This window comes from Micromonospora sp. TSRI0369 (genome assembly GCF_001905625.1).
GTDB lineage: Bacteria > Actinomycetota > Actinomycetes > Mycobacteriales > Micromonosporaceae > Micromonospora > Micromonospora echinospora_A.
On record NZ_LIVU01000004.1, the window covers coordinates 720862 to 746395 of the forward strand.

Annotated in this window: 25 protein-coding genes; 9 read left to right on the forward strand and 16 right to left on the reverse strand. The window is 72.8% G+C overall.

What is annotated here, in order from left to right; all coding sequences use genetic code 11:
* Nucleotides 1–19: 19 nt before the first annotated feature.
* A complete protein-coding gene (locus tag AMK25_RS16290; protein ID WP_073829191.1) occupies nt 20–886 on the reverse strand; it encodes a hypothetical protein in 867 nt (288 codons plus the stop codon).
* Nucleotides 887–980: 94 nt separating this feature from the next.
* Between AMK25_RS16290 and AMK25_RS16295 the strand changes: the two genes are divergently transcribed.
* Nucleotides 981–2147 (forward strand): homogentisate 1,2-dioxygenase, encoded by a 1167-nt coding sequence (locus AMK25_RS16295; RefSeq protein WP_073829192.1) that lies wholly within the window; start codon nt 981–983, stop codon nt 2145–2147.
* Nucleotides 2148–2201: 54 nt separating this feature from the next.
* Here AMK25_RS16295 and AMK25_RS16300 read toward each other — a convergent pair whose 3' ends face one another.
* From AMK25_RS16300 to AMK25_RS16310, 3 genes are read right to left on the reverse strand one after another with little or no spacing between them, the layout of a single operon-like run.
* Nucleotides 2202–3242, reverse strand: coding sequence for an NAD(P)-dependent alcohol dehydrogenase (locus AMK25_RS16300; RefSeq protein WP_073829359.1), 1041 nt, complete (start codon nt 3240–3242; stop codon nt 2202–2204).
* Between the two features lie 46 nt (nt 3243–3288).
* Nucleotides 3289–4389, reverse strand: coding sequence for a tetratricopeptide repeat protein (locus AMK25_RS16305; RefSeq protein ID WP_073829360.1), 1101 nt, complete (start codon nt 4387–4389; stop codon nt 3289–3291).
* A gap of 50 nt (nt 4390–4439) precedes the next feature.
* Nucleotides 4440–5792, reverse strand: coding sequence for a BTAD domain-containing putative transcriptional regulator (locus AMK25_RS16310; RefSeq protein ID WP_073829193.1), 1353 nt, complete (start codon nt 5790–5792; stop codon nt 4440–4442).
* Nucleotides 5793–5968: 176 nt separating this feature from the next.
* Between AMK25_RS16310 and AMK25_RS16315 the strand changes: the two genes are divergently transcribed.
* Complete coding sequence (locus AMK25_RS16315) at nt 5969–6499, forward strand: hypothetical protein (RefSeq protein ID WP_073829194.1); 531 nt, start codon at nt 5969–5971, stop codon at nt 6497–6499.
* A gap of 38 nt (nt 6500–6537) precedes the next feature.
* Here the strand turns inward: AMK25_RS16315 and ispF are convergent, their stop codons facing one another.
* A complete protein-coding gene (gene ispF / locus AMK25_RS16320) occupies nt 6538–7020 on the reverse strand; it encodes a 2-C-methyl-D-erythritol 2,4-cyclodiphosphate synthase (RefSeq protein WP_073829195.1) in 483 nt (160 codons plus the stop codon).
* 163 nt (nt 7021–7183) lie between these two features.
* Between ispF and AMK25_RS16325 the strand changes: the two genes are divergently transcribed.
* Nucleotides 7184–8290 carry a hypothetical protein gene (locus AMK25_RS16325; RefSeq protein ID WP_198937529.1) on the forward strand — a complete coding sequence of 369 codons (1107 nt, stop codon included), beginning with the start codon at nt 7184–7186 and terminating at the stop codon, nt 8288–8290.
* Nucleotides 8291–8298: 8 nt separating this feature from the next.
* Here AMK25_RS16325 and ispD read toward each other — a convergent pair whose 3' ends face one another.
* Complete coding sequence (gene ispD / locus AMK25_RS16330; RefSeq protein WP_073829197.1) at nt 8299–8994, reverse strand: 2-C-methyl-D-erythritol 4-phosphate cytidylyltransferase; 696 nt, start codon at nt 8992–8994, stop codon at nt 8299–8301.
* 53 nt (nt 8995–9047) lie between these two features.
* Nucleotides 9048–9533 (reverse strand): CarD family transcriptional regulator, encoded by a 486-nt coding sequence (locus AMK25_RS16335; protein WP_013288937.1) that lies wholly within the window; start codon nt 9531–9533, stop codon nt 9048–9050.
* 328 nt (nt 9534–9861) lie between these two features.
* On the opposite strand from AMK25_RS16335, the gene AMK25_RS16340 reads away from it, so the two are divergent.
* Nucleotides 9862–10554 carry a hypothetical protein gene (locus AMK25_RS16340; protein WP_073829198.1) on the forward strand — a complete coding sequence of 231 codons (693 nt, stop codon included), beginning with the start codon at nt 9862–9864 and terminating at the stop codon, nt 10552–10554.
* Nucleotides 10555–10561: 7 nt separating this feature from the next.
* Here the strand turns inward: AMK25_RS16340 and AMK25_RS16345 are convergent, their stop codons facing one another.
* The 4 genes from AMK25_RS16345 to AMK25_RS16360 are packed head-to-tail and all read right to left on the reverse strand — an operon-like array spanning nt 10562 to nt 14262.
* Nucleotides 10562–11167 carry a hypothetical protein gene (locus AMK25_RS16345; RefSeq protein WP_073829199.1) on the reverse strand — a complete coding sequence of 202 codons (606 nt, stop codon included), beginning with the start codon at nt 11165–11167 and terminating at the stop codon, nt 10562–10564.
* Nucleotides 11168–11206: 39 nt separating this feature from the next.
* Nucleotides 11207–12259 carry a type III polyketide synthase gene (locus tag AMK25_RS16350; RefSeq protein ID WP_073829361.1) on the reverse strand — a complete coding sequence of 351 codons (1053 nt, stop codon included), beginning with the start codon at nt 12257–12259 and terminating at the stop codon, nt 11207–11209.
* Nucleotides 12260–12295: 36 nt separating this feature from the next.
* Nucleotides 12296–13462 (reverse strand): acyl-CoA dehydrogenase family protein, encoded by a 1167-nt coding sequence (locus AMK25_RS16355; RefSeq protein ID WP_073829200.1) that lies wholly within the window; start codon nt 13460–13462, stop codon nt 12296–12298.
* 41 nt (nt 13463–13503) lie between these two features.
* On the reverse strand, nt 13504–14262 hold the full coding sequence (locus AMK25_RS16360) for a methyltransferase domain-containing protein (protein ID WP_073829201.1): 759 nt from the start codon (nt 14260–14262) through the stop codon (nt 13504–13506).
* Between the two features lie 45 nt (nt 14263–14307).
* Here AMK25_RS16360 and AMK25_RS16365 point away from each other — a divergent pair, with 45 nt between their 5' ends.
* The 4 genes from AMK25_RS16365 (at nt 14308) to disA (ending at nt 18913) form a co-directional block, all read left to right on the forward strand.
* A complete protein-coding gene (locus AMK25_RS16365; protein WP_073829202.1) occupies nt 14308–15138 on the forward strand; it encodes a UbiA family prenyltransferase in 831 nt (276 codons plus the stop codon).
* Nucleotides 15139–15280: 142 nt separating this feature from the next.
* Entirely contained in the window at nt 15281–16030 is a 750-nt protein-coding gene (locus AMK25_RS16370) for a hypothetical protein (protein ID WP_073829362.1), read from the forward strand.
* A gap of 103 nt (nt 16031–16133) precedes the next feature.
* Nucleotides 16134–17579, forward strand: a complete 1446-nt coding sequence (gene radA / locus AMK25_RS16375) for a DNA repair protein RadA (RefSeq protein ID WP_073829363.1) — start codon at nt 16134–16136, stop codon at nt 17577–17579.
* Between the two features lie 143 nt (nt 17580–17722).
* Nucleotides 17723–18913 (forward strand): DNA integrity scanning diadenylate cyclase DisA, encoded by a 1191-nt coding sequence (disA, locus tag AMK25_RS16380; protein WP_030502855.1) that lies wholly within the window; start codon nt 17723–17725, stop codon nt 18911–18913.
* A gap of 9 nt (nt 18914–18922) precedes the next feature.
* Here the strand turns inward: disA and AMK25_RS16385 are convergent, their stop codons facing one another.
* The 3 genes from AMK25_RS16385 to AMK25_RS16395 form a co-directional block, all read right to left on the reverse strand.
* The gene (locus AMK25_RS16385) at nt 18923–19708 is read right to left on the reverse strand and encodes a hypothetical protein (protein WP_073829203.1); all 786 of its coding nucleotides are present in this window, start codon (nt 19706–19708) and stop codon (nt 18923–18925) included.
* Between the two features lie 105 nt (nt 19709–19813).
* Nucleotides 19814–20377 (reverse strand): peptide deformylase, encoded by a 564-nt coding sequence (locus AMK25_RS16390; RefSeq protein WP_073829204.1) that lies wholly within the window; start codon nt 20375–20377, stop codon nt 19814–19816.
* Nucleotides 20374–20886: a glycine cleavage system protein R gene (locus AMK25_RS16395; protein ID WP_073829205.1), complete on the reverse strand. Its 513-nt coding sequence runs from the start codon at nt 20884–20886 to the stop codon at nt 20374–20376. Before AMK25_RS16395 ends, AMK25_RS16390 begins: the two co-directional genes overlap by 4 nt.
* 96 nt (nt 20887–20982) lie before the next feature.
* Here AMK25_RS16395 and AMK25_RS16400 point away from each other — a divergent pair, with 96 nt between their 5' ends.
* A complete protein-coding gene (locus AMK25_RS16400) occupies nt 20983–21882 on the forward strand; it encodes an A/G-specific adenine glycosylase (protein WP_073829364.1) in 900 nt (299 codons plus the stop codon).
* Nucleotides 21883–22088: 206 nt separating this feature from the next.
* Here AMK25_RS16400 and AMK25_RS16405 read toward each other — a convergent pair whose 3' ends face one another.
* The gene (locus AMK25_RS16405; protein ID WP_073829206.1) at nt 22089–24626 is read right to left on the reverse strand and encodes an ATP-dependent Clp protease ATP-binding subunit; all 2538 of its coding nucleotides are present in this window, start codon (nt 24624–24626) and stop codon (nt 22089–22091) included.
* 534 nt (nt 24627–25160) lie between these two features.
* Nucleotides 25161–25511 carry a histone-like nucleoid-structuring protein Lsr2 gene (locus AMK25_RS16410; protein ID WP_198937531.1) on the reverse strand — a complete coding sequence of 117 codons (351 nt, stop codon included), beginning with the start codon at nt 25509–25511 and terminating at the stop codon, nt 25161–25163.
* Nucleotides 25512–25534: the final 23 nt, after the last annotated feature.

Below are 25534 nucleotides of genomic sequence, written 5' to 3' on the forward strand. Positions count from 1 at the left end.
CTTCGCTCGGTGCGTTCGCTCATGCCTCGAAGCCTCCGTTCACCAGCCCCAGCCGGATCAGATCGGTAAGTGGTTCGGAGATGCTGCACGAGCCGTACCCGACCCAGAGCGGGCGCTCGGCGTCGCGGTGTGCCCGGGCCGGCTCGACCACGCGTACCGGGTCGGTGGCGGCGAGCAGCTCGGCCACGCCGTTCACCTCCGCGCCCCCGACGGCGGCGAGCGTGGCGCCCAGCACGTTGACGAAACCGTGGTGGTTGAAGCCGGTCTCCGGGTCGCGGTGCCGGATCGCGTGGTGCAGCCCGGCGGTGAGCTTGAACGGCAGTTTCCGGTCCCGGCAGGCGCAGATCACCGCGGCCAGCTCCACCGGGGTGGGGAACAGCTCGGCGGCGAGCCCGCCGGTACGGAACTTGGCCGCCACCGGCAGCCCACCGGCGCGCGCCTCGGCGAGCGTGTCGAGCGCGCCCATCAGCCCGAAGGTCAGCGGGATCTCCGCGTACACGGCGGTGCCGCCGAGCCGGTCGGCGAGCGCGACCAGCTCGGAGAGCCCGGGTTGCGGGTCCTCGCCGCGCTTGGCGACCGGCGCCTCGATCTGCCGGGCGGTCACCCCGTCGGGCGCGAGCGCGTCCAGCGCCTGCGGGAGCTGGTCCAGGCCGGTGTCGCCGATCAGGCCGATGACCAGGCCCTCGGCCGGGTCCACCAGGCCGCTCAGCGACCCGCGCTGGATCTCCGAGGCGGGCAGCAGCAGCGGGCCGACCATCTCGGCGTACCAGGCGGTGCGGTGGGTGCGGTGCGCGGTCACCGCGTCGGGCAGCGGGGCGTTGCCGGGCGGGAAGACCGCGGCGTCGTCCACCAGGCCGGAGAGGAGGCGGGGCACCTGCGTTGACACGAGACAAGAATGTACGGGACGCTACGAGGAACGGACAACAGCGTCCGATTATCGGACGCCACCGGCCGGAGAACGGGACATATCGGGAGGCGAGATGCCGTACTACCGCAGCGTCGGCGACGTGCCGCGCAAGCGCCACACCCAGTTCCGCCAGCCCGACGGCACGCTCTACGCGGAGGAACTGGTCGGCCAGGAGGGCTTCTCCTCCGACTCGTCGCTGCTCTACCACCGGCACGCGCCGACCGCGATCCTCGCCGCCGAGGAGTACGCGCCGCCCACCGTCACCCGCGTGCCGAACCTGCCGCTCAAGCCGCGCCACCTGCGCACGCACAAGCTCGACGGCACCGGCGCGGACCCGGTGCTCGGCCGGCAGTACCTGCTCGCCAACGACGACGTACGGATCGCGTACGTGCTCGCCGACCGCCCGTCGCCGCTGTTCCGCGACGCCACCGGCGACCACTGCCTCTACCTGGAGGCCGGGTCGATGCGGGTCGAGTCGCCGTTCGGCGTGCTCGACGCGGTCGCCGGCGACTACGTCGTCATCCCCACCTCGACCATCCACCGCCTGGTGCCCACCGGCGACGAGCCGACCCGGCTGCTCGCCGTCGAGGCCGCCGGCCACATCGGGCCGCCCAAGCGCTACCTCTCCGTACGCGGGCAGTTCCTGGAGCACGCGCCCTACTGCGAGCGCGACGTCCGGGGACCGGACACCCCGCTGCTGGTCGACGGCGAAGAGGTGGAGGTGCTGGTCAAGCACCGGCGCGGCTGGACGAAGTACGTCTACGCCAACCACCCGTTCGACGTGGTCGGCTGGGACGGGCACATGTATCCGTGGGCGTTCTCCATCCACGACTTCGAGCCGATCACCGGGCGGATCCACCAGCCGCCGCCGGTGCACCAGACGTTCCAGGGCCCGAACTTCGTGATCTGCTCGTTCGTGCCGCGCAAGGTGGACTACCACCCGGCCGCCATCCCGGTGCCGTACAACCACCACAACGTCGACTCCGACGAGATGCTGTTCTACACCGGCGGCAACTACGAGGCCCGGCGCGGCTCCGGCATCGAGCAGGGCTCGATCTCGCTGCACCCGTCCGGCTTCACCCACGGCCCCCAGCCGGGCGCGGCCGAACGGTCGATCGGGGCGGAGTTCTTCGACGAGCTGGCGGTCATGGTGGACACGTTCCGCCCGCTGGACCTGTGCGACGCGGCCGCCGCCTGCGAGGACGACGGCTACGCCTGGACCTGGGCGCGCAAGCCCTGACGTACGCGAAAAGGGCCGCGCCCGGCACGGACGCGGCCCCTTCGCACGCGGTCGTCAGAACGTGGACGCGTCGATGACGAAGCGGTAGCGCACGTCGGACGCGAGCACCCGCTCGTAGGCCTCGTTGATCTTCTCGGCCGGAATGACCTCGATCTCGGCGCCCAGCCCGTGCTCGGCGCAGAAGTCGAGCATCTCCTGGGTCTCCGCGATGCCGCCGATGTTCGACCCGGCGAACGAGCGACGGGCCGGGATCAGCGAGAACGCGTGCACCGACAGCGAATCCTCGGGCGCGCCCACGTTGACGAGCGTCCCGTCCACAGCCAGCAGCCGCAGGTACGCGTCCATGTCGAGGGTCGCGCTGACCGTGTTGATGATCAGGTCGAACGAGCCGGCCAGCTCACGGAACGTCTCCTCGTCGGAGGTGGCGTAGTAGTGGTCGGCGCCGAGCCGCAGCCCGTCCTCCCGCTTCTTCAGCGACTGGGACAGCACAGTCACCTCGGCGCCCATGGCGTGGGCCAGCTTCACGGCCATGTGGCCGAGGCCGCCCATGCCGATCACCGCGACCCGGCTGCCCGGCCCGGCGTTCCAGTGCCGCAGCGGCGAGTACGTGGTGATGCCGGCGCAGAGCAGCGGCGCGGCGGCGTCCAGCTCGAGGCCGTCCGGGATGCGCAGCACGAAGTCCTCGGTGACCACGATGGCCTGCGAGTAGCCGCCCTGGGTCGGCTCACCGTCCCGGCCCACCCCGCCGTACGTGCCGGTGCTGCCCTTGAGGCAGTACTGCTCCAGCCCCTTACGGCAGTTGTCGCACTCCCGGCACGAGTCGACCAGGCAGCCGACCCCCACCCGGTCGCCGACGGCGAACTTCGTCACCGCGGAGCCGACCTCCCGCACCACGCCGGCGATCTCGTGGCCGACCACGATCGGGTAGCGGGTCGGTCCCCACTCGCTGCGCGCGGTGTGGATGTCGGAGTGGCAGATGCCGGAGAACTTGATGTCGATGAGAACGTCGTCCGGTCCGAGATCGCGCCGCTCGATGGTGGTCGGGGCGAGCGGTTCGGTAGCGGACGTCGCCGCGTAGGCATTGACGGTGAGCACGGATCCCCGCATTCCTTGAGCCGGTGTTTCCGGTCCTCCTACCCTCTCACCGGCGGGTGAACGCGGTGAACCCCGCCACCACCGACGCGGTGATCGCCCCGACCAGCGACCACGGGCCGCCGACCAGCGCGTACACGAGCAGCAGCACCACCGCGACGGCGGCCCCGTAGACCGGCACGGCCAGGCCGCGCGACATCGCCTCCCGCAGGCCGGGCCGCCACGTCGCCGGGCGCCGCAGCAGCACCGCCACGCCAGCCACCGCCAGCACCGCGAACAGGCGGGACGCGCCCGGCGAGGCCGGGGCCAGGGCGGCGACCAGCACGCTCGCGAACAGGGACAGCCCGGCCACCGACAGCAGGAGGCGCCGGACACCGGCGTCCACGGTCCGGACCGGGTCAGGCCGGGCCACCGGCAGGTCCGCCAGCGCGGTCAGGTGCTCCAGCGTCTCGGCATAGCGGCGCCGTTCCAGCCGGGCCACGCCCACGTCCTGCCCCGCCTCGCCCAGTTCCGGGTCCAGCCGCAGCGCCTCCCGGTAGGCCCGCTCGGCCAGGTCGAACAGTTGCAGCCGCACCGCGACAAGGCCCAGCACCAGGTGGGCCTCCGGCTCCTCCGGGGCCAGCTCGACGCCCCGCCACGCCGCGTCCAGCGCCGCCTGCCCGTTGCGCGACGCGGAGAGGAGGGCGGCGGCGCTGCGCTGCGCGTACGCGTCGCCCGGACCGCGCGCCAGGATCTCGTCGGCGGTGGCCGCGGCGGGCTTCCACCGCTCCAGGTCGAGCAACGCGAGCCCGCGTGCCACGAGCGCCGGCAGGACGACCTCGGCCGCGCCGGCGGCAGACGCATCGGTGGCAGGCGTCGGCGCGGCGCCGTCGGCTGCGGGCGTCGGCGCGCTGTCGGTGGCGGGCGTCTCGACGGCGGGCGGGGCGGCTGCCGTCGCCGTCTCGGCGACGGCCAGCGCTTCCGCGGGACGGTCGGCGGCCAGGTGCATCCGGGCCAGCATGGTCAACGCGGGCAGGTGCCCGGGCTCGTCCGCGAGCAGCGCGGTGAGTTCGCCGATGCCCTCGTCGTAGCGCCCCAGCTCGGCGAGGAGGTGGGCGCGTTGCAGGTAGCCGTCGGCGGCGGACTGGTCGGGAACGGCGTCACTCGGCATCCCGGCGAGCGTATCCGCCCCGGCCCACCGGCTGCCGACAGCTCCCGTCGTCAGGCACTCCGGCAGGCCACGCCCGCCCGGCCGCCGCACGTCCCGAGGCTGCACCACCGGCGCAGCCCGCTCCCGTCCAGGAACAACCACCCGCAGCGCTGGTCCGGGCAGGCCCGCACGGTGAACCGTGCCGGATCGGCGAGCAGTTGCGCGCCGCTGAACGCGGCGGCGTGCACCGGCACCCGAAGGCCGGCGGCGAGGTCCGGCCACCAGCGACCGCGTCCGTCGGCCTCGCGCCGGAACGCGAGCGTACGGGCGGCGGCCTCGGCGGCCCGGGCGACCGCTTCGAAGGCCGGGCCGTCGTCCGGGTCGACCAGGCTGGCGTAGAGCGCGGCGCGGAGCGTACGGGCCTCGTCGAGGACCACCTCCGCCGTGCCGGGATCGCGCCGCGCGAGGTGCAGCAGACGGTTCATCGACACCTCGTCCACCAGCCCGACGTGGCCGGCCCAGACGGCAAGGGTGCGATAGCCGCGCAGCCACTCGGCGCCGGGCAACGGGGACTCGCGCCCCCAACCGGCGAGGGTGTTGCAGAAGTCCAGTGCCGGGTGGCCGCCCACGCTCCACGGCAGGCTCTCGTCGTTCACCCGGATCTCGTGCATCGGCCGGCCGGCCCGGTCGAGGCGGTCGTCGCCCGCGAGCACCCGCCGCTGCACCTCGCGCAGCCGGGGCCCCGGCTCGACACCGAAGTCGGCCACGAGCAGGTCCCGCGTGACGCGGTAGAGGCGCAGCGCGTCGGCCCGCCGGGCACCCCGGTACAGGGCGGTCATCAGGACCGCCACGAGGTGTTCCCGCGTCGGGTGCTCGGCGGCCAGCGGCATCAGTTCGGCGATCGCCCTACTGTGCTGGCCCAGCGCGAGCTGCGCCTCGGCCCGTAGCTCCACGGCCACCAGGCGGAGCTCCTCGACAGTGCCGTGCAGCCGGTCCCGCAGCTCGTCGTCCGCCGCGTCGGCGAGCAACGGCCCGCGCCAGAGGGCCAGCGCCCGGTCGAGCGACCGCACCCGCTCGGCGGGATCGGCGGCTCGCCCGGCCCCCCGGACCAGTTCGGCGAACTCGTCGACGTCGACCCGGTGCCCGTCCTCCTCGACCACGTAGCCCTCGCCCCGGGTGCTGATCCGCACCCCGTACGCGTTGAGCGAGCCCCGTAGCCGCCCGACGTACGTCTGCACCACGCCCCGGGCGGTGACCGGCGGCCGGCCGTTCCAGAGCAGGTCGATGAGGCGGTCGGTCGGCACCACGCGCCCCACGTCGAGCAGCAGCACCCCGAGCAGGCATCGCTCCTGGCGTCGGCTGCCGACCTCGACCGGCCGGCCGTCGTGGCGGGCCTCGAACGGCCCGAGCAGGCGGAACTCCATACCGAACAGGACCGGTCGGGCCGGGCCGGAGGTTGCCGTGCGGCGGTGATCGCATGGTCAGCCGTCCGGCCGTCCGGCCCGCCCGCTCGGAACGTCTCCGCACGGTGCGGTCAGCCCGTGGTGAGCCGGCCCGGCGATCCTGGCCGCCCTGATCACCGACGAGATGGAGAGCGGACATGCGTTTCAGGATGAGCGTCGCGGTGGCGGCGGTCGTGGCAGTGGTCGTCGCGGCGCTACCCGGCTCGGCGTCCGCCGCGCCGGACCGGCACCACGGCGTCGGCGCCTGGGAGCCGGCCCCGCAGGCGCCGTTCGAGTTGCCCGCCGGCGCGCGATGCGAGTTCGCGGTACGCGTGGAGCCGATCGTGGACGAGGTGCGCAAGTTGACGCTCGCCACCTATCCGGACGGCGCACCGAAGCGGGAACTGTTCACCGGCGCCCTGATCAACCGGGTGACGAACCTGGAGACCGGCGCCACGTCCACCGCCGACGCGAGCGGCACCTCGCTCGTCGACTACCGCACCGACGGCTCGATGACCTGGTACGTGACCGGGCCGGTGCTGCTCGGCTTCCGGGAGAACGCCGGCACGCTGCCGAAGGGGCTGTGGATCGTCGACGGTCAGTTCCGGGTGGAGTTCTCCCCCACCTACGACAAGACCATCACGATGCTCCACGGCACGACCCACAACGTCTGCACGGACGTCGACTGACCGCCGGACGCGGTGACCGGCGTCCGGCGGTCACCGCGTCAGTCGGCCGGGGCGTCGTAGACCAGTGCCACCGCGATGCCGGCAAGTCCCTCGCCACGTCCGGTGAAGCCGAGGCCGTCGGTGGTGGCGGCGGAGACGGTCACCGGGGCGCCGACCGCCTCGGAGAGCACCCGCTGCGCCTCCTCCCGGCGCGGCCCGATCTTGGGGCGGTTGCCGACGACCTGCACCGACACGTTGCCGATCCGGAACCCCGCCGCCCGCACCCGGCGTGCGCTCTCGGTCAGCAGCGCCACCCCGGAGGCGCCCGCCCACTCCGGCTGGTCCACTCCGAAGTTCGCGCCCAGGTCACCGAGGCCGGCGGCGGAGAGCAGGGCGTTGCAGGCGGCGTGCGCCGCCACGTCGGCGTCGGAGTGACCGGCCAGGCCGTCCTGGTCGGGCCAGTGCAGGCCCGCCACCCAGCAGGGCCGCCCGGCCGCGAACGCGTGCACGTCGGTGCCGACGGCCACCCGAGGAACGATCATGACCAGAGGGTACGCGCTGCGCCTTGACGGCCGCCCGGGCTGTGGTTAGCTTGGTTTCTGTACGCCCCAGTGTCGCCTCTGCCTCGCGCACGCGCCTGGGGCTCTTTCTTGCCGTCGGCGCGCCGGACAATCCGCCGCGATCGTCACGCTTAGCATCCAGTCCGTGACGCCACACCCCCATGCGCGAACCGTGCATCACTGGATCTCCCTCGGCAGGTACCACCCCTATCTGGCTGCCGCCGGTGGCGACGAGAGCAAGGCCTGTGAGCTTTACGAGTGGAGCGTCGCCCTGACGGGCGCGTCGTTCGAGGCGTTTCACTACGTCGAGGTCGTCACCCGCAACGCGATAGATCGGGAGATGAGGGCGCACCTCAACGAGCCGGGCCGCGGTATCCCATGGTTCCTTCTGACGGTCAGCGGTAAGCGCCAGGTGCAGGATGGAATCGATCGAAACGTCTCCGAGGTCCGCGCGCGCTTGCGTCGAGAGCACTCCCAGAAGGAAACCCGCGACCAGATCATCGCGGGCTTGAGCTTCGGCTTCTGGGTCTCGATGTTGGGTTCGGAGCACGAGCAACTCTGGCGGGAGGCCCTACATCGCGCCTTCCCCTACTCGTCCGGCAAGCGCCACGATGTCGCCAGCGCGATGAATGCGCTCCGGGTGTTCCGCAATCGGCTGGCTCATCATGATTCGCTTCTCGCCACCGACGTGCCGTTCCGCCTCAGCCAGATGATCGATGTCGTCGCGTGGGCGGACCCGGACGCCGCCCGCTGGCTCAGGAGGATCGAGCGGGTGACCGAGGTGCACCGACTGCGCCCAGCCGCCCGCAACGACACCGTGGTGGTCCCCGCCAGGAACGCATGGGGGCTCTATCAGTCGACGCGAGCGTACGTCTGTCAGGCGGGCAGGTCATTTCAACCTGTGGATCATCTGGCCTTCTACTCTCAGCGCCAGATCCTTCCAGAGGTGCCCAAGATTCTCTTTCGGCTCGACAACGTCGATTGGACAGTCGGTGAGGTGAACCGGCTCCGAGCGACGGGCGAACGGCGCGACGCCCTCCTCGCCGACATCATCGAGGTCAGCCGCAAGCAGGGGTGGACCGAAGGGCGCTATCAGGTATTCGGCCTCACCGCGCCAGGCTCGGCTGGCCACCTGACGCTACCGACGCCCATCCCGCATCACAGCCGAGGCAGAGGTAGCGCCTTCACCCAGGGTCAGCGGTATGTCGTCCGAGACCGCCTGCGCCGGGCTCGATCCACCGCCGACCTGTGAGGAGTACGTCAGGCGCCGGTGGACAGGAGGTGTTCGGCCAGGGACAGGTCGAACGGCCGGGTGATCTTCAGGGCCAACTCGGAGCCGGGTACGCAGGTCACCGCGATCCCCTGCTTCTCGACCAGGCCGGCGTCGTCGGTGAGCGCGTCACCCGCGCAGCGGTGGGCGGCGGCCAGCACGGAGCGGCGGAAGCCCTGCGGCGTCTGCACCGCCCGCAACGCGGACCGGTCGACGGTGCCGAGCACGCGCTCGGCCGCGTCGACCTCCTTGATCGTGTCGACCACAGGCAGCACCGGGATCACCGCGTCGTGCCCGTCGCGGACCGCCGCCGCCACCGATTCGACCAGGTCCGGCGGGGTGAGCGCGCGGGCCGCGTCGTGCACCAGGACGATCTCCGGGCCGGCGGGTACGGCCGCGAGGGCCGCCGCCACCGACTCCTGGCGCTCGGCGCCGCCGGGCACCACTGTCACCGGCGCCACGGGCGCCAGCATCGCCCGTACCGCCTCGACGTCGGTGGCCGGCGCGGCCACCACGATCGTGTGCACCGAGGGCGCGGCGGCGACCCGGCGGACGGCGTGCACGAGCAGGGGTTCACCGGCGAGCGGCCGGAGCGCCTTGGGAGCGCCGGGTCCGAGGCGTACGCCGGCGCCGGCCGCAGGAACGAGGACCGCGACGTCACCGCGCGGATTGAGCTGCGCGGTCACGTCGCGGTCCTCGGATTCGTTCGCTGCGGGGTGGGTAGAGGCAGAGGTGTGGATCAGGCCTCGGTCAGCACCTTGTCGAGCAGCGTCTCGGCCTCGTCCTTGGTGCTCTTCTCGGCCAGCGCGACCTCGCCGACGAGAATGTCACGGGCCTTGGCGAGCATCCGCTTCTCGCCCGCCGACAGGCCCCGCTCCCGCTCCCGGCGCCACAGGTCGCGGACGACCTCGGCCACCTTCAGCGGGTTACCGGAGGCCAGCTTCTCCAGATTCGCCTTGTAACGCCGCGACCAGTTGGTCGGCTCCTCGGTGTGCGGTGCGCGGAGCACGTCGAAGACCTTGCCCAGGCCCTCTTCGCCGACCACCTCGCGCACACCCACGATCTCGGCGTTCTCGGCGGGCACCCGGACCGTCAGGTCACCCTGCGCGACCCTCAGGACGAGGTATTCCCTGGGCTCGCCCTTGATGACCCGAGTCTCGATTGCCTCGATGAGTGCGGCCCCGTGGTGGGGGTAAACAACGGTCTCGCCGACACTGAAAACCATAGGTTCGAAACCCCTTTCGCTGTGTCTAGGGTAACACGCTCAGGCACCGATGTCTCACCGCTGTCCTGACCGTTGGCGCAGCTCAGGGGCCCTGTGAGAGGTCTTTCTTCAGCTTGACAGGCGGTCAAACCGATGCTTTCGACACGCTCCGTGAGGAACACGTGACAACCCGGTAACGGGTGACGGGAGCGTCCAGATCTAGGGCAATGCGCTCCTTCCATGGTAGCTCCGCAAGTCCGTCCGCGCCCAGGTGTGGCGTTACGACGGCCGGTGCGGGACGCTGGGAACGGACGCGACGTCCGCTCACCGAGGCGTTCCTGGGGGTCCGATGGGCGTGCCTGACGCTGACGGCCAGGGGCCGCCGGAAGGGCTGCCCGGCCTGCCCCCGGAGTGGGGCCGCGTGGTCGTCCCGGACGACGCCTCGGCGCTCGCCGAGGAGGCCCGACAGGTCCGCCGGGAGCTGCGACGCGCACGAGCGGCAGCCGGCCGGCGCCCCGGCTCGCTCCGCCTCGGACTCCCGGCGCTGATCCTGCTCGTATCGGTGCTGATCACGCTCGCCGGCCTGGCCGCTGTCACCTGGCCACGTACCACCCGGTCCGGCGCGCCGACTGTGCTTCCCCACGCCGGCGCCGCGCCGCAGCCGGTCGGCCCACTGCCCGCGCTGGACCTGGTCGGTGCCGACGACACACCGGTACCGCTGCGCAGCCTGCTGCCCGCCATGATCATTCTGACCGACGCCTGCGCCTGCGCCGAGCAGGTCACCACGGCGGCCAGAGCCGCCCCGCCGGGCGTCACGGTGGTCACCGTGACCGCGGGCCGGCGCGCCGGGGCGGCGAGCGTCCCGGGGGTACGCCCACTCGGCGACCCGGCCGGCGGGCTGCGCTCCTACCTGCACCTGTCCGCCCAGACCGGCATCGCCCCGGCGCTGCTGGTCGACCGGCAGGGCGCGCTGGTGCGGGTGGTGCCGGAGCTGGGTCCGCTGTCGGACTACGGGGCCGACCTGGCCCGGCTGGCCGGCTGACCGCCGCTCAGTAGAGCGCCTCGAGCCGGGCGTCCAGCTCGGCCCGGCCCCGTATCGCGACGAACCGCATCTGCACCAGCTCGCCCTTGCCGCCCACCACCGGGACGTCCAACTGCTCGCCGCACCGCAGCGCCCGCCGGAAGTCGTCGTCTCCGACACCGGAGACGAGTACGGCGACCACGCCGTCACCGGCACAGCTCACCGAGAGCCGGTAGTGATCGCCCCGCGTGGGCCGCACCTGCCGGACGACAGGCGGCGCGCCCGGCGTCAGCCGGGACCTCTCCCGCCACACGACGTGCGACATCTGGAGCACACGCGTCGTGCCGTCGTCCTCCACCTGTATCACCACCGAGCGGTCCGGCTCGGCACGCGGCCCGCGGCGAGGGCCGAGCGACGCCCCCGCGTCGCGCCCGGCGCGTGGCACCGGCCGCGCTTCGCCCGTCGACGGGTCGACCCGCCAGTTGCGAGGGGTCAGATCCACGCTCGCGGACACGGCCGACGTGGCCGGACCAGGCTCCGGAGCCGCCGACCGCCACCAGGACGAGCCGAGCAACAGCGCCAGGACGGTCAGGCCGGCCAGCAACGCCCGCCCGTCCCGCTCCTCGGAGGCCATGCCGGCAGCGTATCGGCGCGGCGCGGCCGGGGCGACCCGTCAGCCCACGCGTTCCAGCAGCGCCGCGTAGAGCGTCAGCCCCGGACCGAAGGCCAGCATCACCACCCAGCGCGGCGGCGACGGCTCCGTACGCCACAGCCGGTCCAGGATCAGCAGCACCGTCGGGGACGAGCAGTTGCCGTGCTCGGCGAGCGTCCCCCGGGAGGCGGCGAGCCCGTCCGGCGGCAGGGCCAGCTCGCGTTCCACCACGTTGAGGATCCGTGGCCCGCCCGGATGCACCGCCCAGCCGTCCACGTCGGACCGGTCGCACCCGTGCCGTGCCAGCAACTCGTCGACCAGGTCCCGGACGTGCCGGGAGAGGACCTGCGGCACCTTCGGCGACAGCCCCATCCGGAAGCCGGTGTCGGTGACGTCCCACGTCATGTGGTCGGCAGTGGAGGTGTCGGTGACCGAGGTGACCTCGCGCAGCGCGTACCCCCGGCCGCCGGGGACGACCACGGCGGCGACCGCGGCGTCCGAGAACAGCGCGTGGGAGACGATCTGCTGGGTGTCCACCCGCGCGCCCGGCGGCTGGATGTGCAGGCTGGTCAGCTCCGCGCAGAGCAGCAGCGCGGGACGCCCGCGGGCGGTGACGAAGTCGCTCGCCGCGCCGAGCCCGGGCAGGGCCGCGTAGCAGCCCATGTGCCCGACGAACATGCGCTGGGTGCTCGGCGACATGCCGAGGTCCCGGGCGAGCAGGATGTCCAGGCCCGGGGTGGCGTACCCGGTGCAGGAGCAGACCACGAACATGCCGATGTCGGCGGCGTCCAGGCCGGCGGCGGTGAGCGCCCGGCTGACCGCCTCCTTGCCCAGCGGCAGCGCCTCGACCTGGTAGCGGCGCATCCGGCGCTCGGTCGGCCATTCCGAGACGTCCTCCAGCAGCGGGTTGACCGCAGCCTGCCGCCGCGTGACGCCCGAGTTCGCGAAGATCCGCTGCGCCAGCGCCCGGGTGTTCCCCTGGAAGTGCCGCGCGAAGAAGCCCGTCCACAGCTCGTCCTGCATCGCGCCCGGCGGTTGCGCCGTGCCCAGACCCGCGATCACCGGAATGCCCACGTCCCCCACCCCTAGCCCTTCACTCACTCCTCGCGCTCACCAACGAGGGAGCGCGCTGTCCCGGTCCGGGTCCCCGCCGAGCGCGGCGATGCCGAGCCAGTCGGCGCAGACGTCGGACGTGGCCGGGTGCAGCGAGCCGCAGCGGGCGTCCCGGTAGAGCCGCTCCAGCGGATGCCCGCGGCGGGTCGCCGAGGTGCCGGCCGCCTCCAGCATGGAGGCCGCCACCTCGGCCGCGGTGGTGCCGGCCAGCAGCTTGGCGCGCCACACCCAGCGGTTCGTCTCCGCGTCGCCGGGGGCCTCGTCGACCCGGCGGGCCGCCTCGGCGACCACCAGTTCGGCGGCGGCGGTGGCGGCGTCGGCGCGGCCCAGGCGGGCCCGTACCGCCGGCAGGCCGGCGAGGTTGCGGGCGTTGAGGTGCTCGGCGGCCGCGTCGATGGCGGCCCGGGCCACGCCCACGTAGACCGCGGCGTAGCTCGCCACCAGCCAGTGCGGCATGAGCTGGGCGACCACCAGGGCCAGCCCTTCGACGCCGCCGAGCAGCCGGTCGGCCGGAACCGTCACGTCCAGGTGCACGTCGTGCGACGAGGTGGCCCGCATGCCGAGCGAGTCCCAGGTGGGCTCGACGGTGATGCCCTCCCCGGCCGGGACCAGGAACTGCGACACCACCGACTGGTCGGCGGCGCTGCGGGCGGCCACCAGGTAGCCGTCCGGGTGGCCGGCGCCGGAGCAGAACGTCTTGCTGCCCTTGATGTGCCAGCCGCCCTCGACCGGCTCGTAGACGGTGCTGAGCTGGGACAGGCGGGCGCCGGCGCCGCGTTCGCTCATCGCCACCGCGTACCAGGCGCCGTCGGCCGCCGCGCGCAGCAGCCGGTCCCGAGCGGCAAGCGCCTCCTCCGGTACGCCGAGCGCCTCGGCCAGTTCCTCGGTGACCGCGCCCAGCGCGCCGGTGACCGAGGCGTGCATGTTGAACACCAGCGCCGTCGCGCCGTTGCCCCGGGCCAGTTCGGTGGCGACCGCCGCGTACTCGGCGAAGCTCGCGCCCGTGCCGCCCAGCTCGGGCGGCACCATCAGCCCGAACAGCCCGGCTGCCCGCAGGTCCGCGAAGTCGTCCACGGGGAACGAGCCGTCGCGGTCGTGCTCGGCCGCGCGGGCGGCCAGTCGCGGCGCCAACCGGCGGGCCGCCTCCAGCGCGTGCACACTCATGTCGCCCCCTTCTCGGCGTCCTTTACCCCGGGCGGCCCCGGCTACCCGCTCCGGCGCCCCCAGCCCTGGTACAGCACCGCTGCCGACCGGGTCGGCACCATGCGCGGCTCGGTCCTGCCCGGACGGTCGCCACCGCCGCGCATGCGGCGCAGCAACCAGGCAAGCGTGCCGCCCACCTCCGGGCGGACCCCGCGTACCTCGAGCGACACGCCGTGCCGGGCACACTCGGCGACGAGCGCGCGGGCGTCGACGAACAACCGTGGATCGTGGATGCCGCGCGGCACGGTGGGCAGCCGTTCGCCCAGCTCCACCGCGATCAGCCGGGCCAGCAGCGTGTCGTTGAGCGTGTCCAGCACCAGCAGGCCGCCGGGCCGCAGCAGCCGGCACGCCTCGGCGACCGCGCGCCGCCAGTCCGGCACGTGCTCCAGCACCTCCCCGGCGGAGACCACCGCCGCGCAGCCGTCGGTCAGCGGCACCGCCGTCGCGTCGCCCTGGACCACTGTCACCCCGTGGTCGGCGGCCTGGTCCAGCGCGGAGCGGGTCAGGTCCACCCCGACGTGGTGGTAGCCCTTGCCGGCCAGGTGCGGCGCCAGCAGCCCGGCGCCGCAGCCCAGGTCGACGAGCAGATCGTCCGGCGTGGACGCCGGTGGCACCAGTGCTGCGCGCGCCCGCGCCAGCCAGTGCAGCATGGCGAACGCGCCGTCCGGCCGCCACCACTCGTCGGCCAGATCGTCGTACTGCCGGGGGTCGTTCGGCGGCAGCACCCGGTACGGAGTGGACACCCCGGACACGTCAGGCATGCGTCGAGCGTGGCACGACTGCCCGGTAACGACCAGACTTCCCTTATGTCGACACGGGTGTTAGGGCTGGTCAGGGCGAGCCATCCGGAGCCGGCGGCGGCGGTCACCGTGGTCGCCGCGCTGCTCGCCGCCGGCACCGGGCACTCCGCGGCCGGCGTCGCGGCGGTGGCGCTGACGGTGCTGGCCAGCCAGCTCGCCGTCGGCTGGAGCAACGATCTGATCGACGCCGAGCGGGACGCCGCGGTGGGGCGTACCGACAAACCGGTGACCACCGGCGCGGTCAGCCGGCCGGCGCTGGCCCGGGCCGTCGCGGTGGCCGCCGTCGCCACCCCGCTGCTGGCGCTGGCCGGTGGTCCGGCCGCGGCGGCCTGCGCCACGCTGGGCCTGGTCTCCGCGCTGCTCTACAACCGGCCGTTGAAGTCGACTGCGGTGTCGGTGCTGCCCTACGCCGTCTCGTTCGGCGCGCTGCCCGCGTTCGTGGTGCTGGCGCTGCCCGGCTCGCCCGCGCCACCGGCCTGGCTGGTGGCCGCCGCCGCGCTGCTGGGCGCCGGCGCGCACTTCGCGAACGTGCTGCCCGACCTGGCCGACGACGCCCGGACCGGGGTGCGCGGCCTGCCGCACCGGCTGGGCCCCGCCGGCAGCCGGCTCACCGCCGCCGGACTGCTCCTGGCGGCCACCGTCGCGCTGGTCTTCGGCCCGCCGGGGCCGCCGTCGTGGGCCGGGCTGTCGGCCGTCGCCGCCGCCGTCGCCGTGCCGGCCCTCGGCTGGTACGCGGGACGCGCCACCGCCGGACGCTCGGCGAGCGCCTTCCGGGCGGTGCTGGTGGTGGCGCTCATCGATGTGCTGCTGCTGGTGACGAGCGGCCGGGTGGTCTGAGGGTTCCCCTCCGAAGGTGGCATTGCCGGGTCCGCGTGCGGGCCTCGATCAGCTCCAACTACCCTGGAGCGCGGTCTGCGCGGGTATGGCCACCCCGTGCCCGGTGGTCGACCGGGCGGGGATCGTGACGAGGAGGACCGACGTGACGCGCTCGATCAGGGGTTCCCGGGGGCCGGCCCTGCTGCTGGCCGGCACGGCGGCGGCGAGCCTGCTGCTGTCCGGGTGCGGCACCGGGCAGATTTCCGAGACCGCCAACAAGATCCCGTCGGTACAGGGCGTCAACGTCCAGACCTCCGACAACCTTTACAAGGTGCGCGGGCTCTACGTGCAGACCCCGGGGCCGAAGGGCTACGAGGCGGGGTCGAACGCGCCGCTCAATGTGGTGATCTACAACGACAGCCAGAAGCCGGTGACCGTGACGGTCACCACCGACAGCGCCCGGGAGATCGTGCTCAGCGGTTCCGGCGCGGGCGAGAGCGGCGCCGCCACCCCGACCGGCTCGCCGACCGAGCCGGCCACCGCCTCGCCGACCGCCACCGACCCGAGCGCGTCGCCGAGCCAGTCGCTGGAGGTGACCGGGTCGCCGTCGGCCAGCCCGTCGCCGAGCGAGACCGAGTCGGCGCCCGCCGGGCAGCCGGCCCGGATCGAGATCCCGGCGCTCAGCTACGCCCAGCTCAACGCCGACAACCCGCGGTTCCTCCAGCTCGTCGGCCTGAACCAGAAGCTGCTCGTCGGCCAGCAGGTCAACCTGACCTTCGACTTCGGCGACGGCAAGGTCATCACGACCCCGGCGCCGATCGGCATCCCGCTGACCGCGGAGCCCACGCCGTCCAAGATCGTCAACCCGCGTGAGCACGGGGCCGAGGACGGTGGCGCCGAGGGCGGCCACTGACCTCACCCTCCTTCCGTCGGCACCGCCGCCGTGGCCAGCGCCACGTCGGCGGTGTCGCCGTTTCCGGTGGGCTTTCGTCGTACGGGCCGGTTAGCGTCCTGTGGTGACCACGCCCCGATCGACCCCCTCCCGTGCCGCCGCCGGTCGCGGTCGCGCCGCTCGCGAGCCCCGCCCGGCCTACGAGTGCGACGCCTGCGGTCACCAGCCCCCGAAGTGGGTGGGCAGGTGCCCCGAGTGCGGCGAGTGGGGCTCAGTGGTCGAGTCCACGATCACCGGGCCGCTGGTCTCCGGCCGGGTGGTCAGCTCCCGCCTTCCGGCCGAGCCGGCCCGTCCGATCGCCACCATCAGCGCCGCGCCCGCCCGCGCGCGCCCCACCGGCGTCAGCGAGCTCGACCGGGTGCTCGGCGGCGGCCTCGTTCCCGGCGCGGTGGTGCTGCTGGCCGGCGAGCCCGGCGTGGGCAAGTCGACGCTGCTGCTCGACGTGGCCCAGCAGTGGGCCGCCGGGGCCGGCAGCCCGTCGCTGGTGGTCAGCGGCGAGGAGTCGGTCAGCCAGGTGCGACTGCGCGCCGAGCGGATGGGCACCCTGCACGACCAGCTCTACCTGGCCGCCGAGAGCGACCTGTCGGCGGTGCTCGGCCACCTCGACGCGGTCAAGCCCGGCCTGCTGGTGCTCGACTCGGTGCAGACCATCTCCACCACCGGCACCGAGGGCGTGCCCGGCGGCGTCACCCAGGTACGCGCGGTCACCGCCGCCCTGGTCGCGGTGGCCAAGGAGCGCGGCGTCGCCACCGTGCTGGTCGGCCATGTCACCAAGGACGGCCAGGTCGCCGGCCCTCGGGTGCTGGAGCACCTGGTCGACGTGGTGCTGCACTTCGAGGGCGACAAGCACTCGTCGCTGCGCATGGTGCGCGGCGTGAAGAACCGGTTCGGCGCGGCCGACGAGGTGGGCTGCTTCGAGATGCACGAGGGCGGCATCAGCAGCCTGGCCGACCCGTCCGGCCTGTTCCTGACCCGCTACTCGGAGCCGGTGCCGGGCACGTGCGTGACGGTGGCGATGGAGGGCCGCCGGGCGCTGGTGACCGAGGTGCAGGCGCTGATCGGAGCCACCGTCGCCGGGTCGCCGCGGCGTACCGTCTCCGGCCTCGACAGCGCCCGGCTCGCCATGGTCCTCGCGGTGCTCCAGCGCCGGACCGAACGGCTCACGCTGCACGACCGGGAGGTCTTCGCCGCCACTGTCGGCGGCATCCGGGTGGTCGAGCCGGCTGCCGACCTGGCGGTGGCGCTCGCGGTCGCCTCCGGCGGGCTCAACCTCGCGCTCAACCCGCACCTGGTGGCCATCGGCGAGGTGGGGCTCACCGGCGAGGTACGCCGGGTCGGCGCGGTGCCCCGCAGGCTGTCCGAGGCGGCCCGGCTGGGCTTCCGGCTGGCTCTCGTGCCACCCGGCTGCGGGCCGGAGAGCAGCGGCGCCGGGCCGGAGAACATGCGCGTGATCGAGGTCACTGACGTGCGGGCCGCCCTCCAGGCCGCCGCCCGCGCATCGGCGGAGTGACGCCGCGTGAGCGCGCGGCGGGAACCGCCGGGCGATTCCGGACAGCACACGCATCCGGCCGACGACCGCCCGGAGCCGGGCATCGTGACACATCACAGTAACCACGAGAGCACCCACCGCACGGCAGTCCGTAGACTGTGCCCGTGCCGATCGACCGCGATGCCACCAAGCCCGCAACGGCGACGCCGCACGCCCGTACCGGCGCCGTGAGCGGCAACCCCGCTCGTGCCATCAGCGTGAGCGTCAACGGAAGCGTCGGCGGCGGGGCCGGCGGCGATCCGCTGCGCGCCAACCTCGCCCTGATGGCTCCGGGCACCGCCCTGCGGGACGGCCTGGAGCGGATCCTGCGCGGCCGCACGGGCGCGCTGATCGTGCTCGGCTACGACAAGGTGGTCGAGCAGATCTGCACCGGCGGCTTCCCGATGGACGTGGAGTTCTCCGCCACCCGGGTCCGGGAGCTGTGCAAGATGGACGGTGCTGTCGTCCTGTCCAGCGACGGCACCCGGATCGTGCAGGCCGGCGTGCACCTGATGCCCGACCCGTCGATCCCCACCGAGGAGTCCGGCACCCGGCACCGCACCGCCGAGCGGGTGGCCCGGCAGACCGGCTACCCGGTCATCTCGGTCAGCCAGTCGATGCGGATCATCAGCCTCTACGTGAACGGCCAGCGGCACGTGCTGGACGACTCGGCGGCGATCCTGTCCCGCGCCAACCAGGCGCTGGCCACGCTGGAGCGCTACAAGCTGCGGCTGGACGAGGTCTCCGGCACGCTCTCCGCGCTGGAGATCGAAGACCTGGTCACCGTCCGCGACGCCGTGGCTGTGGTGCAGCGGCTGGAGATGGTCCGCCGCATCGCCGACGAGATCGCCGGCTACGTGGTGGAGCTGGGCACCGACGGCCGCCTGCTGGCCCTTCAGCTCGACGAGTTGATGGCCGGCGTGGACGCCGACCGCACCCTGGTCATCCGCGACTACCTGCCGGTCGGCCGCAAGTCGCGCACCCTGGACGAGGCGCTTGTCGAACTCGACCTGCTCAGCGCCACCGAGCTGATCGACCTCGTGGCGGTCGCCAAGGCGATCGGCTACCCGTCCGCCTCGGACGCGCTCGACGCGGCGGTCAGCCCACGCGGGTTCCGCCTGCTCGCCAAGGTGCCCCGGCTGCCGGTCGCCGTGGTCGACCGGCTGGTGGTGCACTTCGGCAGCCTCCAGCGGCTGCTCGGCGCGACGGTGGAGGACCTCCAGGCCGTCGAGGGCGTGGGCGACGCCCGCGCCCGAGGGGTCCGCGAGGGCCTGTCCCGGCTCGCCGAGGCGTCCATCCTCGAACGGTACGTCTGACCCCGCCGCTCAACCGGTGATCGTCAGCTTCACCGGCTCGCTGATCTTGGTGCCGACGCGGGCGAACACCTGGTACGCGCCGATCGCGGCGAACTCACCGTTCGCGAGCCCGTTGGCGCACCGGTTGTCCACCCGGCCGTTCCAGCCCAGCTCGTAGGAGCGCTCGAAGTTCGGCGTGAAGGTCTGCACGTCGGAGCCCTTGCCGGTGCCGCACGTGTCCGACGACCAGATCTTCTCCGCGCCCGCCTTGAGGTACAGCTCCTGGAGGTCGGCGCCGACGTCCCTGTTACACGTACGGTTCGACACGTTCTTGACCTTGAGACGCAGCGTGACCACAGTGCCCCGCTGGGCGGTGGCCGGCGCCGCGACCGGCGTCACCAGCAACTCCGAGTCGGTGCAGGTGCCGTCGTCCGAGACGGGCTGCCCGTTCGCGCCGCCGTTACCGGTGCCGCCGCCGGTGTTGTTCCCGCCGCCGGTGTTGCCGCCACCGGTGCTCCCGCCGCCGGTGTTGTTCCCGCCGGTGTTGCCGCCACCGGTGTTCGCGCCACCGCCGCCCACGTCGCCGGGTGTCGGCGACGGGCTCCCCGACTGCGGCGTCAGCACCGAGCCGGACGGGCCCGGCTCGGCCCCGGCGGAACCGGTCGGCGACGGGTCCGTGCCCGGCGCGCCGGTGTTGCGGTCCGTGCCGGTGCACGAGTAGAGCAGGACAATCAGGAAGAGCAAACCCGCGCCGAGCACGACGGCACGACGCCGCCAGTACACGGCAGGGGGCAGGGGGCCGACCGTCAGACGCATGATGCGCCTACCGTAGCCGCGCGGCGCACGGCTCGCCGGTCCGACGCGCCGGGAACCCGCCGCTGTACGGCCACCACCGTCCACACCGGATAACAGCCGCCACTGTCAGAGGTAGACCTTGCGCTGGTAGATCGCGTGCGCGCCGGCCACCCGGTCGAGGAAGAGCAGCCCCGCGCAGTGGTCGATCTCGTGCTGGAGCGCGCGCGCCTCGAAGCCGTCGGTCACCAGCCGGACCGGTTCCCCGGTGCCCGGCAGCACACCCTCCACCACCAGCCGGCTGGCCCGCTTCACGTCGCCGGTCAGGTCCGGCACCGACATGCAGCCCTCCCGGCCCGCCTTCCAGCGGCTCGCCTCCACCACCCGGGCGTTGCAGAGCACGAACGTGCCGTGCACGGTGACCGCCTTCGGATGCCCGGTGACGTCCACCGCGAACACCTGCGCGCTCACCCCCACCTGCGGCGCCGCCAGGCCCACACAGCCGGGCGAGACCCGCATCGTGGCCACCAGGTCGGCGGCGAGCCGCACCACCTCGGCAGACGTCGGGTCGACCTCCGGGCCGGGTTGGCTCAGCACCGGCTCCGGCGCGGCCACCACCGGGCGTACCGTACCGGCGACACCGAGCTTCTCCGGGGTCCAGCCGCCCAGGCCCGCGTACTCCGGCCCGGTCACAGCAGATCCGTGTCCGCCGGGCGGAGGCTGACCCCGACACCCAGCTCCGCCGCGACGCGGGTGAGCCGGCCGGCCACCTCGTCGGAGACGCCCGGCGGCAGCTCGACCTCGGCGACCACCACGTAGAGCGAACCGGTCAGCCGCGTGCTCAGGTCGGTCACGTTCCCGCCCGCGTCGGTGAGCACCCGGGTCATCGCCGCCACGATGCCCATCCGGTCGGCGCCGTGCACCGCCAGCACGTACGGCTCCCCGGTGGGCTCGCTGCCGGCGTCGGGCGTGACCGCGCGTACGGTGGCCAGCAGGTGCCCGTCGGCGGCGAGCGGGGCCAGCGCGGCCTCGACGTCGGCGGCGGCCGGTCCCACGCAGATCAGGGTCATCGCGAAGTGTCCACGCAGCCGGGTCATCGTGGAGTCGGTGAGGTTCGCGCCGAGCCGGGCGAGGACCTCCGCGACGTCGGCGACGATGCCCGGCCGGTCCCGGCCGATGACGGTGATCGCGAGCTCGTTCATTCGGACATTCTGCCCCGTCGCCCATGATCGATCGCGCCCGGCCACCCGCCCCGCCCAACCTGCGGGAAAGACAGCCGTGACATGATCGGCGACGCGATGTCCGAGCCCACATTCGCCACCCAGGTCAGCCGGTGGTACGAGCGCAACGCCCGTGAACTGCCCTGGCGCGAGCCGGGTGTCGGCGCCTGGGCGATCCTGGTTTCCGAGGTCATGCTCCAGCAGACCCCGGTGGTACGGGTGGTGCCCGCCTTCCAGGCGTGGCTGGCCCGCTGGCCCGAGCCGCGCGCGCTCGCCGAGGACACCCCGGCCGAGGCGATTCGGATGTGGGGGCGACTCGGCTACCCCCGCCGGGCGGTACGCCTGCGCGAGTGCGCGGTGGCCATCGTGGAGCGGCACGGCGGCGTGGTGCCCGACCGGCTCGACCAGCTGCTGGCGCTGCCGGGCGTCGGCACGTACACGGCACGCGCGGTCGCCGCCTTCGCGTACGGGCAGCGACATCCGGTGGTCGACACGAACGTGCGGCGGGTGGTGTGCCGGGCGATAGCCGGTGAACCCGACGCCGGTCCGACGACCCGCCCCGCCGACCTGGTCGCCACCGAGGAACTGCTGCCGATCGAACCGGCCGCCGCCGCCCTGGCCAGCGCCGCGTTCATGGAACTCGGGGCGGTCGTCTGCACCGCCCGCGCCCCGCGTTGCGCGATCTGCCCGGTCGAGTCGAGTTGCGCCTGGCGGGCCTCCGGCCAGGCCGCCCCTACCGGGCCGACGCGCCGTCCGCAGCGCTACGCCGGCACCGACCGGCAGGTACGCGGACTGCTGCTCGCCGTGCTCCGGGACGCCACCGGGCCGGTGCCGCACCAGCGGCTGGACCAGGTCTGGCAGGACGACGTGCAGCGGGCCCGGGCGCTGGCCGGCCTGATCACGGACGGACTGGTGGAACCGGTGGGCGAGGAGTCGTTCCGCCTGGCCGGCGACGGCCCCGCCGTCCCCCTCCCCTGACCGACCCACTCCCGCCCTCGCCCCCGCGCCACTCCGTTGATCATGAAGTTGGCGGCGACAAATGGGGGGCGCCAAGTGCGGTCAACTTCATGATCAACGGGGCAAAGGGCGGGCCGAGGGCGGGAGGGAGGGCGGGCGGGCACGGGAAAGGCGACGGCCCCGGTGGCTTTCGCCTACCGGGGCCGTCGCCCTCGGAATGTGCGGACTTACGCGGCGTCGTCCGCGCCGGTGGCGGCGGTGCCGCCGAGGTCCGCCGGGACCGCGTCCGGCACGGCGTCCGGCCGGTCCGCGCCCCGGAAGACGAGCTTGGACTTGTCGATGTTCTCCGGGTCGCCTTCGCAGTCCACGACGACGATCTGGCCCGGGGTCAGTTCGTTGAACAGGATCCGTTCGGACAGGTTGTCTTCGATGTCGCGTTGGATGGTGCGGCGCAGCGGCCGGGCGCCCAGCACCGGGTCGAAGCCCTTGACGGCGAGGTACTTCTTGGCGTTGTCGGTCAGTTCCAGACCCATGTCCTTGTTGCGGAGCTGGGTTTCGATGCGGGCGATCATGATGTCGACGATCGACAGGATCTCGTTCTGGCGTAGCTGGTGGAAGACGATGGTGTCGTCGATGCGGTTGAGGAACTCGGGCCGGAAGTGCTGCTTGAGTTCGTCGTTGACCTTCTGCTTCATCCGGTCGTAGTTCGACTCGGAGTCCTCCGACGCCTGGAAACCGAGGGAGACGGCTTTGGCGACGTCGCGGGTGCCGAGGTTGGTGGTCAGGATGATGACGGTGTTCTTGAAGTCCACGATCCGGCCCTGACCGTCGGTGAGACGGCCGTCTTCCAGGATCTGCAGGAGCGTGTTGAACACGTCCGGGTGGGCCTTCTCGATCTCGTCGAAGAGGACCACGGAGAACGGCCGGCGACGCACCTTCTCGGTCAGCTGCCCGCCCTCGTCGTAGCCGACGTACCCGGGAGGGGCGCCGACGAGGCGGGACACGGTGTACCGGTCGTGGAACTCCGACATGTCCAGCTGGATCAGCGCGTCCTCGGAGCCGAAGAGGAACTCGGCGAGGGCCTTGGACAGCTCGGTCTTACCCACACCGGACGGGCCGGCGAAGATGAACGACCCGGACGGCCGCTTCGGGTCCTTCAACCCCGCCCGGGTACGGCGGATCGCCTTCGAGACCGCCTTGACCGCGTCTTCCTGGCCGATGACGCGCTTGTGCAGCTCGTCTTCCATGCGCAGCAGCCGCGAGGTTTCCTCCTCGGTCAGCTTGTACACCGGAATGCCGGTCCAGTTACCGAGCACCTCGGCGATCTGCTCGTCGTCGACCTCGCTGACGACGTCGAGGTCGCCGGCCTTCCACTCCTTCTCCCGCTGCGCCTTCTGACCCAGCAGCTGCTTCTCGGTGTCGCGCAGCTGCGCGGCGCGCTCGAAGTCCTGCGCGTCGATCGCGGACTCCTTGTCCCGACGCACCTGCGCGATGCGCTCGTCGAAGTCACGCAGGTCCGGCGGCGCCGTCATCCGACGGATCCGCATCCGGGCGCCCGCCTCGTCGATCAGGTCGATCGCCTTGTCCGGCAGGAACCGATCCGAGATGTACCGATCGGCCAGCGTCGCGGCGGCGACCAGGGCGGCGTCGGTGATGGAGACGCGGTGGTGGGCCTCGTAGCGGTCCCGCAGACCCTTCAAAATCTCGATGGTGTGCGCCAGCGACGGCTCACCCACCTGGATCGGCTGGAAACGACGCTCCAGAGCGGCGTCCTTCTCCAGGTGCTTACGGTACTCATCCAGCGTGGTGGCGCCGATGGTCTGCAACTCACCACGGGCTAGCATCGGCTTCAAAATGCTCGCCGCGTCGATCGCGCCCTCGGCCGCGCCCGCACCGACGAGGGTGTGGATCTCGTCGATGAACAGGATGATGTCGCCCCGGGTGCGGATCTCCTTGAGCACCTTCTTCAGGCGCTCCTCGAAGTCACCGCGGTAGCGCGAACCGGCGACCAGGGCACCGAGGTCGAGGGTGTAGAGCTGCTTGTCCTTCAGCGTCTCGGGCACCTCACCCTTGATGATCTTCTGGGACAGGCCCTCCACCACGGCGGTCTTACCGACGCCGGGCTCACCGATCAGCACCGGGTTGTTCTTGGTGCGGCGGGACAGCACCTGCATGACCCGCTCGATCTCCTTCTCGCGCCCGATCACCGGGTCGAGCTTGCCCTCCCGGGCGGCCTGGGTCAGGTTACGGCCGAACTGGTCCAACACCAGGCTGGTCGACGGCGCGGCCTCACCCGGCGCGGCACCGGCGGCGGCCGGCTCCTTGCCCTGATAGCCGGAGAGCAGCTGGATGACCTGCTGACGCACCCGGTTCAGGTCCGCGCCGAGCTTCACCAGGACCTGGGCGGCGACGCCCTCGCCCTCGCGGATCAGGCCGAGCAGGATGTGCTCGGTGCCGATGTAGTTGTGGCCGAGCTGCAGCGCCTCGCGCAGCGACAGCTCCAGCACCTTCTTGGCCCGCGGCGTGAACGGGATGTGCCCGCTCGGCGCCTGCTGACCCTGGCCGATGATCTCCTCGACCTGCTGACGCACGCCCTCCAGGGAGATGCCGAGGCTCTCCAGGGCCTTTGCCGCGACACCCTCACCCTCGTGGATCAGGCCCAGCAGGATGTGTTCCGTACCGATGTAGTTGTGGTTGAGCATCCGGGCCTCTTCTTGGGCCAGGACGACAACCCGTCGCGCTCGGTCGGTGAACCGCTCGAACATGCCCTCGTGCTCCTCACGTGCCGTGCGCCTTGATGGTCAGATCTCGGCGGGGCCGGTGCGCGGACGTCCGGGATGGGCGTCCGTGCCTCCTTACTCTATCGCCGCGGGCCGCCTCCGCTGAGGTCGTGTGGCCCCGCGAATGGTCGTTCCGACGTCGTTTCTGACAACCGTCCACGCTCAGGAGGTGTTCCGGGCCCCCTGCCTGTACGCGCAGAGCGAAATTCGACCGGCACCCGAAGGCCGGTCGAGTGGACCCGATGCGGCGACAGTGCGCCCGCCGACGTCGTCCACAGCCTGTGGATGGAATCTCCACCGCCTGTGGACAACCGCTCCCGGCGGGGATTTCTTCCCCGCTCCGCCGCCCTGCACGAGCCGGGCCGAACAGGTGGGCCGAACCGGACATCCGACCCTGCAAGGGACGCCGGGCGGAACCGTCACAGCGGCCCCGGAAGCGTCCCACCGGGCCGGAAACGGCGACGCCGGCCCGGAGTGGCACTCCGGTCCGGCGTCGTGTCGCCCGTGGCGAGGCTGGGGTCAGTGCCCCGCCTTCGCGTGGTACTCGTCCACGATCTCCTGCGGGATACGACCCCGGTCGGAGATGTCCTTGCCGGCCTTCTTGGCCCACTCGCGGATGGCCCGGTTCTGCTCGCGGTCCGCGGTCGCGCCGCCTCGACCCCGAGCGGCCCGGCCGCCCACGACCACACCCCCGCGACCGACCTTCGTTCCGTTCGCGATGTACGGCGCGAATACGTCACGCAATTTCTCCGCGTTGGGTGCGGAGAGGTCGATCTCGTACTGCACGCCGTCGAGCGCGAACTTGACGGTCTCGTCAGCGTCCCCGCCGTCCAGGTCATCGACCAGCTTGTGAATGATCTGCTTGGCCACGTCCCACATTCCTTTCGAGCAGG

Excerpts from the sequence above, each read along its gene's own strand:
- AMK25_RS16385 (WP_073829203.1), bottom strand. The coding sequence starts at position 19,708 with ATGCGTCTGACGGTCGGCCCCCTGCCCCCTGCCGTGTACTGGCGGCGT.
- AMK25_RS16360 (WP_073829201.1), bottom strand. The coding sequence starts at position 14,262 with ATGCCTGACGTGTCCGGGGTGTCCACTCCGTACCGGGTGCTGCCGCCG.
- AMK25_RS16340 (WP_073829198.1), top strand. The coding sequence starts at position 9,862 with ATGGGCGTGCCTGACGCTGACGGCCAGGGGCCGCCGGAAGGGCTGCCC.
- AMK25_RS16305 (WP_073829360.1), bottom strand. The coding sequence starts at position 4,389 with ATGCCGAGTGACGCCGTTCCCGACCAGTCCGCCGCCGACGGCTACCTG.
- ispF (WP_073829195.1), bottom strand. The coding sequence starts at position 7,020 with ATGATCGTTCCTCGGGTGGCCGTCGGCACCGACGTGCACGCGTTCGCG.
- AMK25_RS16405 (WP_073829206.1), bottom strand. The coding sequence starts at position 24,626 with ATGTTCGAGCGGTTCACCGACCGAGCGCGACGGGTTGTCGTCCTGGCC.
- AMK25_RS16365 (WP_073829202.1), top strand. The coding sequence starts at position 14,308 with ATGTCGACACGGGTGTTAGGGCTGGTCAGGGCGAGCCATCCGGAGCCG.
- AMK25_RS16295 (WP_073829192.1), top strand. The coding sequence starts at position 981 with ATGCCGTACTACCGCAGCGTCGGCGACGTGCCGCGCAAGCGCCACACC.
- AMK25_RS16315 (WP_073829194.1), top strand. The coding sequence starts at position 5,969 with ATGCGTTTCAGGATGAGCGTCGCGGTGGCGGCGGTCGTGGCAGTGGTC.
- AMK25_RS16400 (WP_073829364.1), top strand. The coding sequence starts at position 20,983 with ATGTCCGAGCCCACATTCGCCACCCAGGTCAGCCGGTGGTACGAGCGC.
- AMK25_RS16345 (WP_073829199.1), bottom strand. The coding sequence starts at position 11,167 with ATGGCCTCCGAGGAGCGGGACGGGCGGGCGTTGCTGGCCGGCCTGACC.
- AMK25_RS16395 (WP_073829205.1), bottom strand. The coding sequence starts at position 20,886 with ATGAACGAGCTCGCGATCACCGTCATCGGCCGGGACCGGCCGGGCATC.
- AMK25_RS16335 (WP_013288937.1), bottom strand. The coding sequence starts at position 9,533 with ATGGTTTTCAGTGTCGGCGAGACCGTTGTTTACCCCCACCACGGGGCC.
- AMK25_RS16355 (WP_073829200.1), bottom strand. The coding sequence starts at position 13,462 with ATGAGTGTGCACGCGCTGGAGGCGGCCCGCCGGTTGGCGCCGCGACTG.
- AMK25_RS16310 (WP_073829193.1), bottom strand. The coding sequence starts at position 5,792 with ATGGAGTTCCGCCTGCTCGGGCCGTTCGAGGCCCGCCACGACGGCCGG.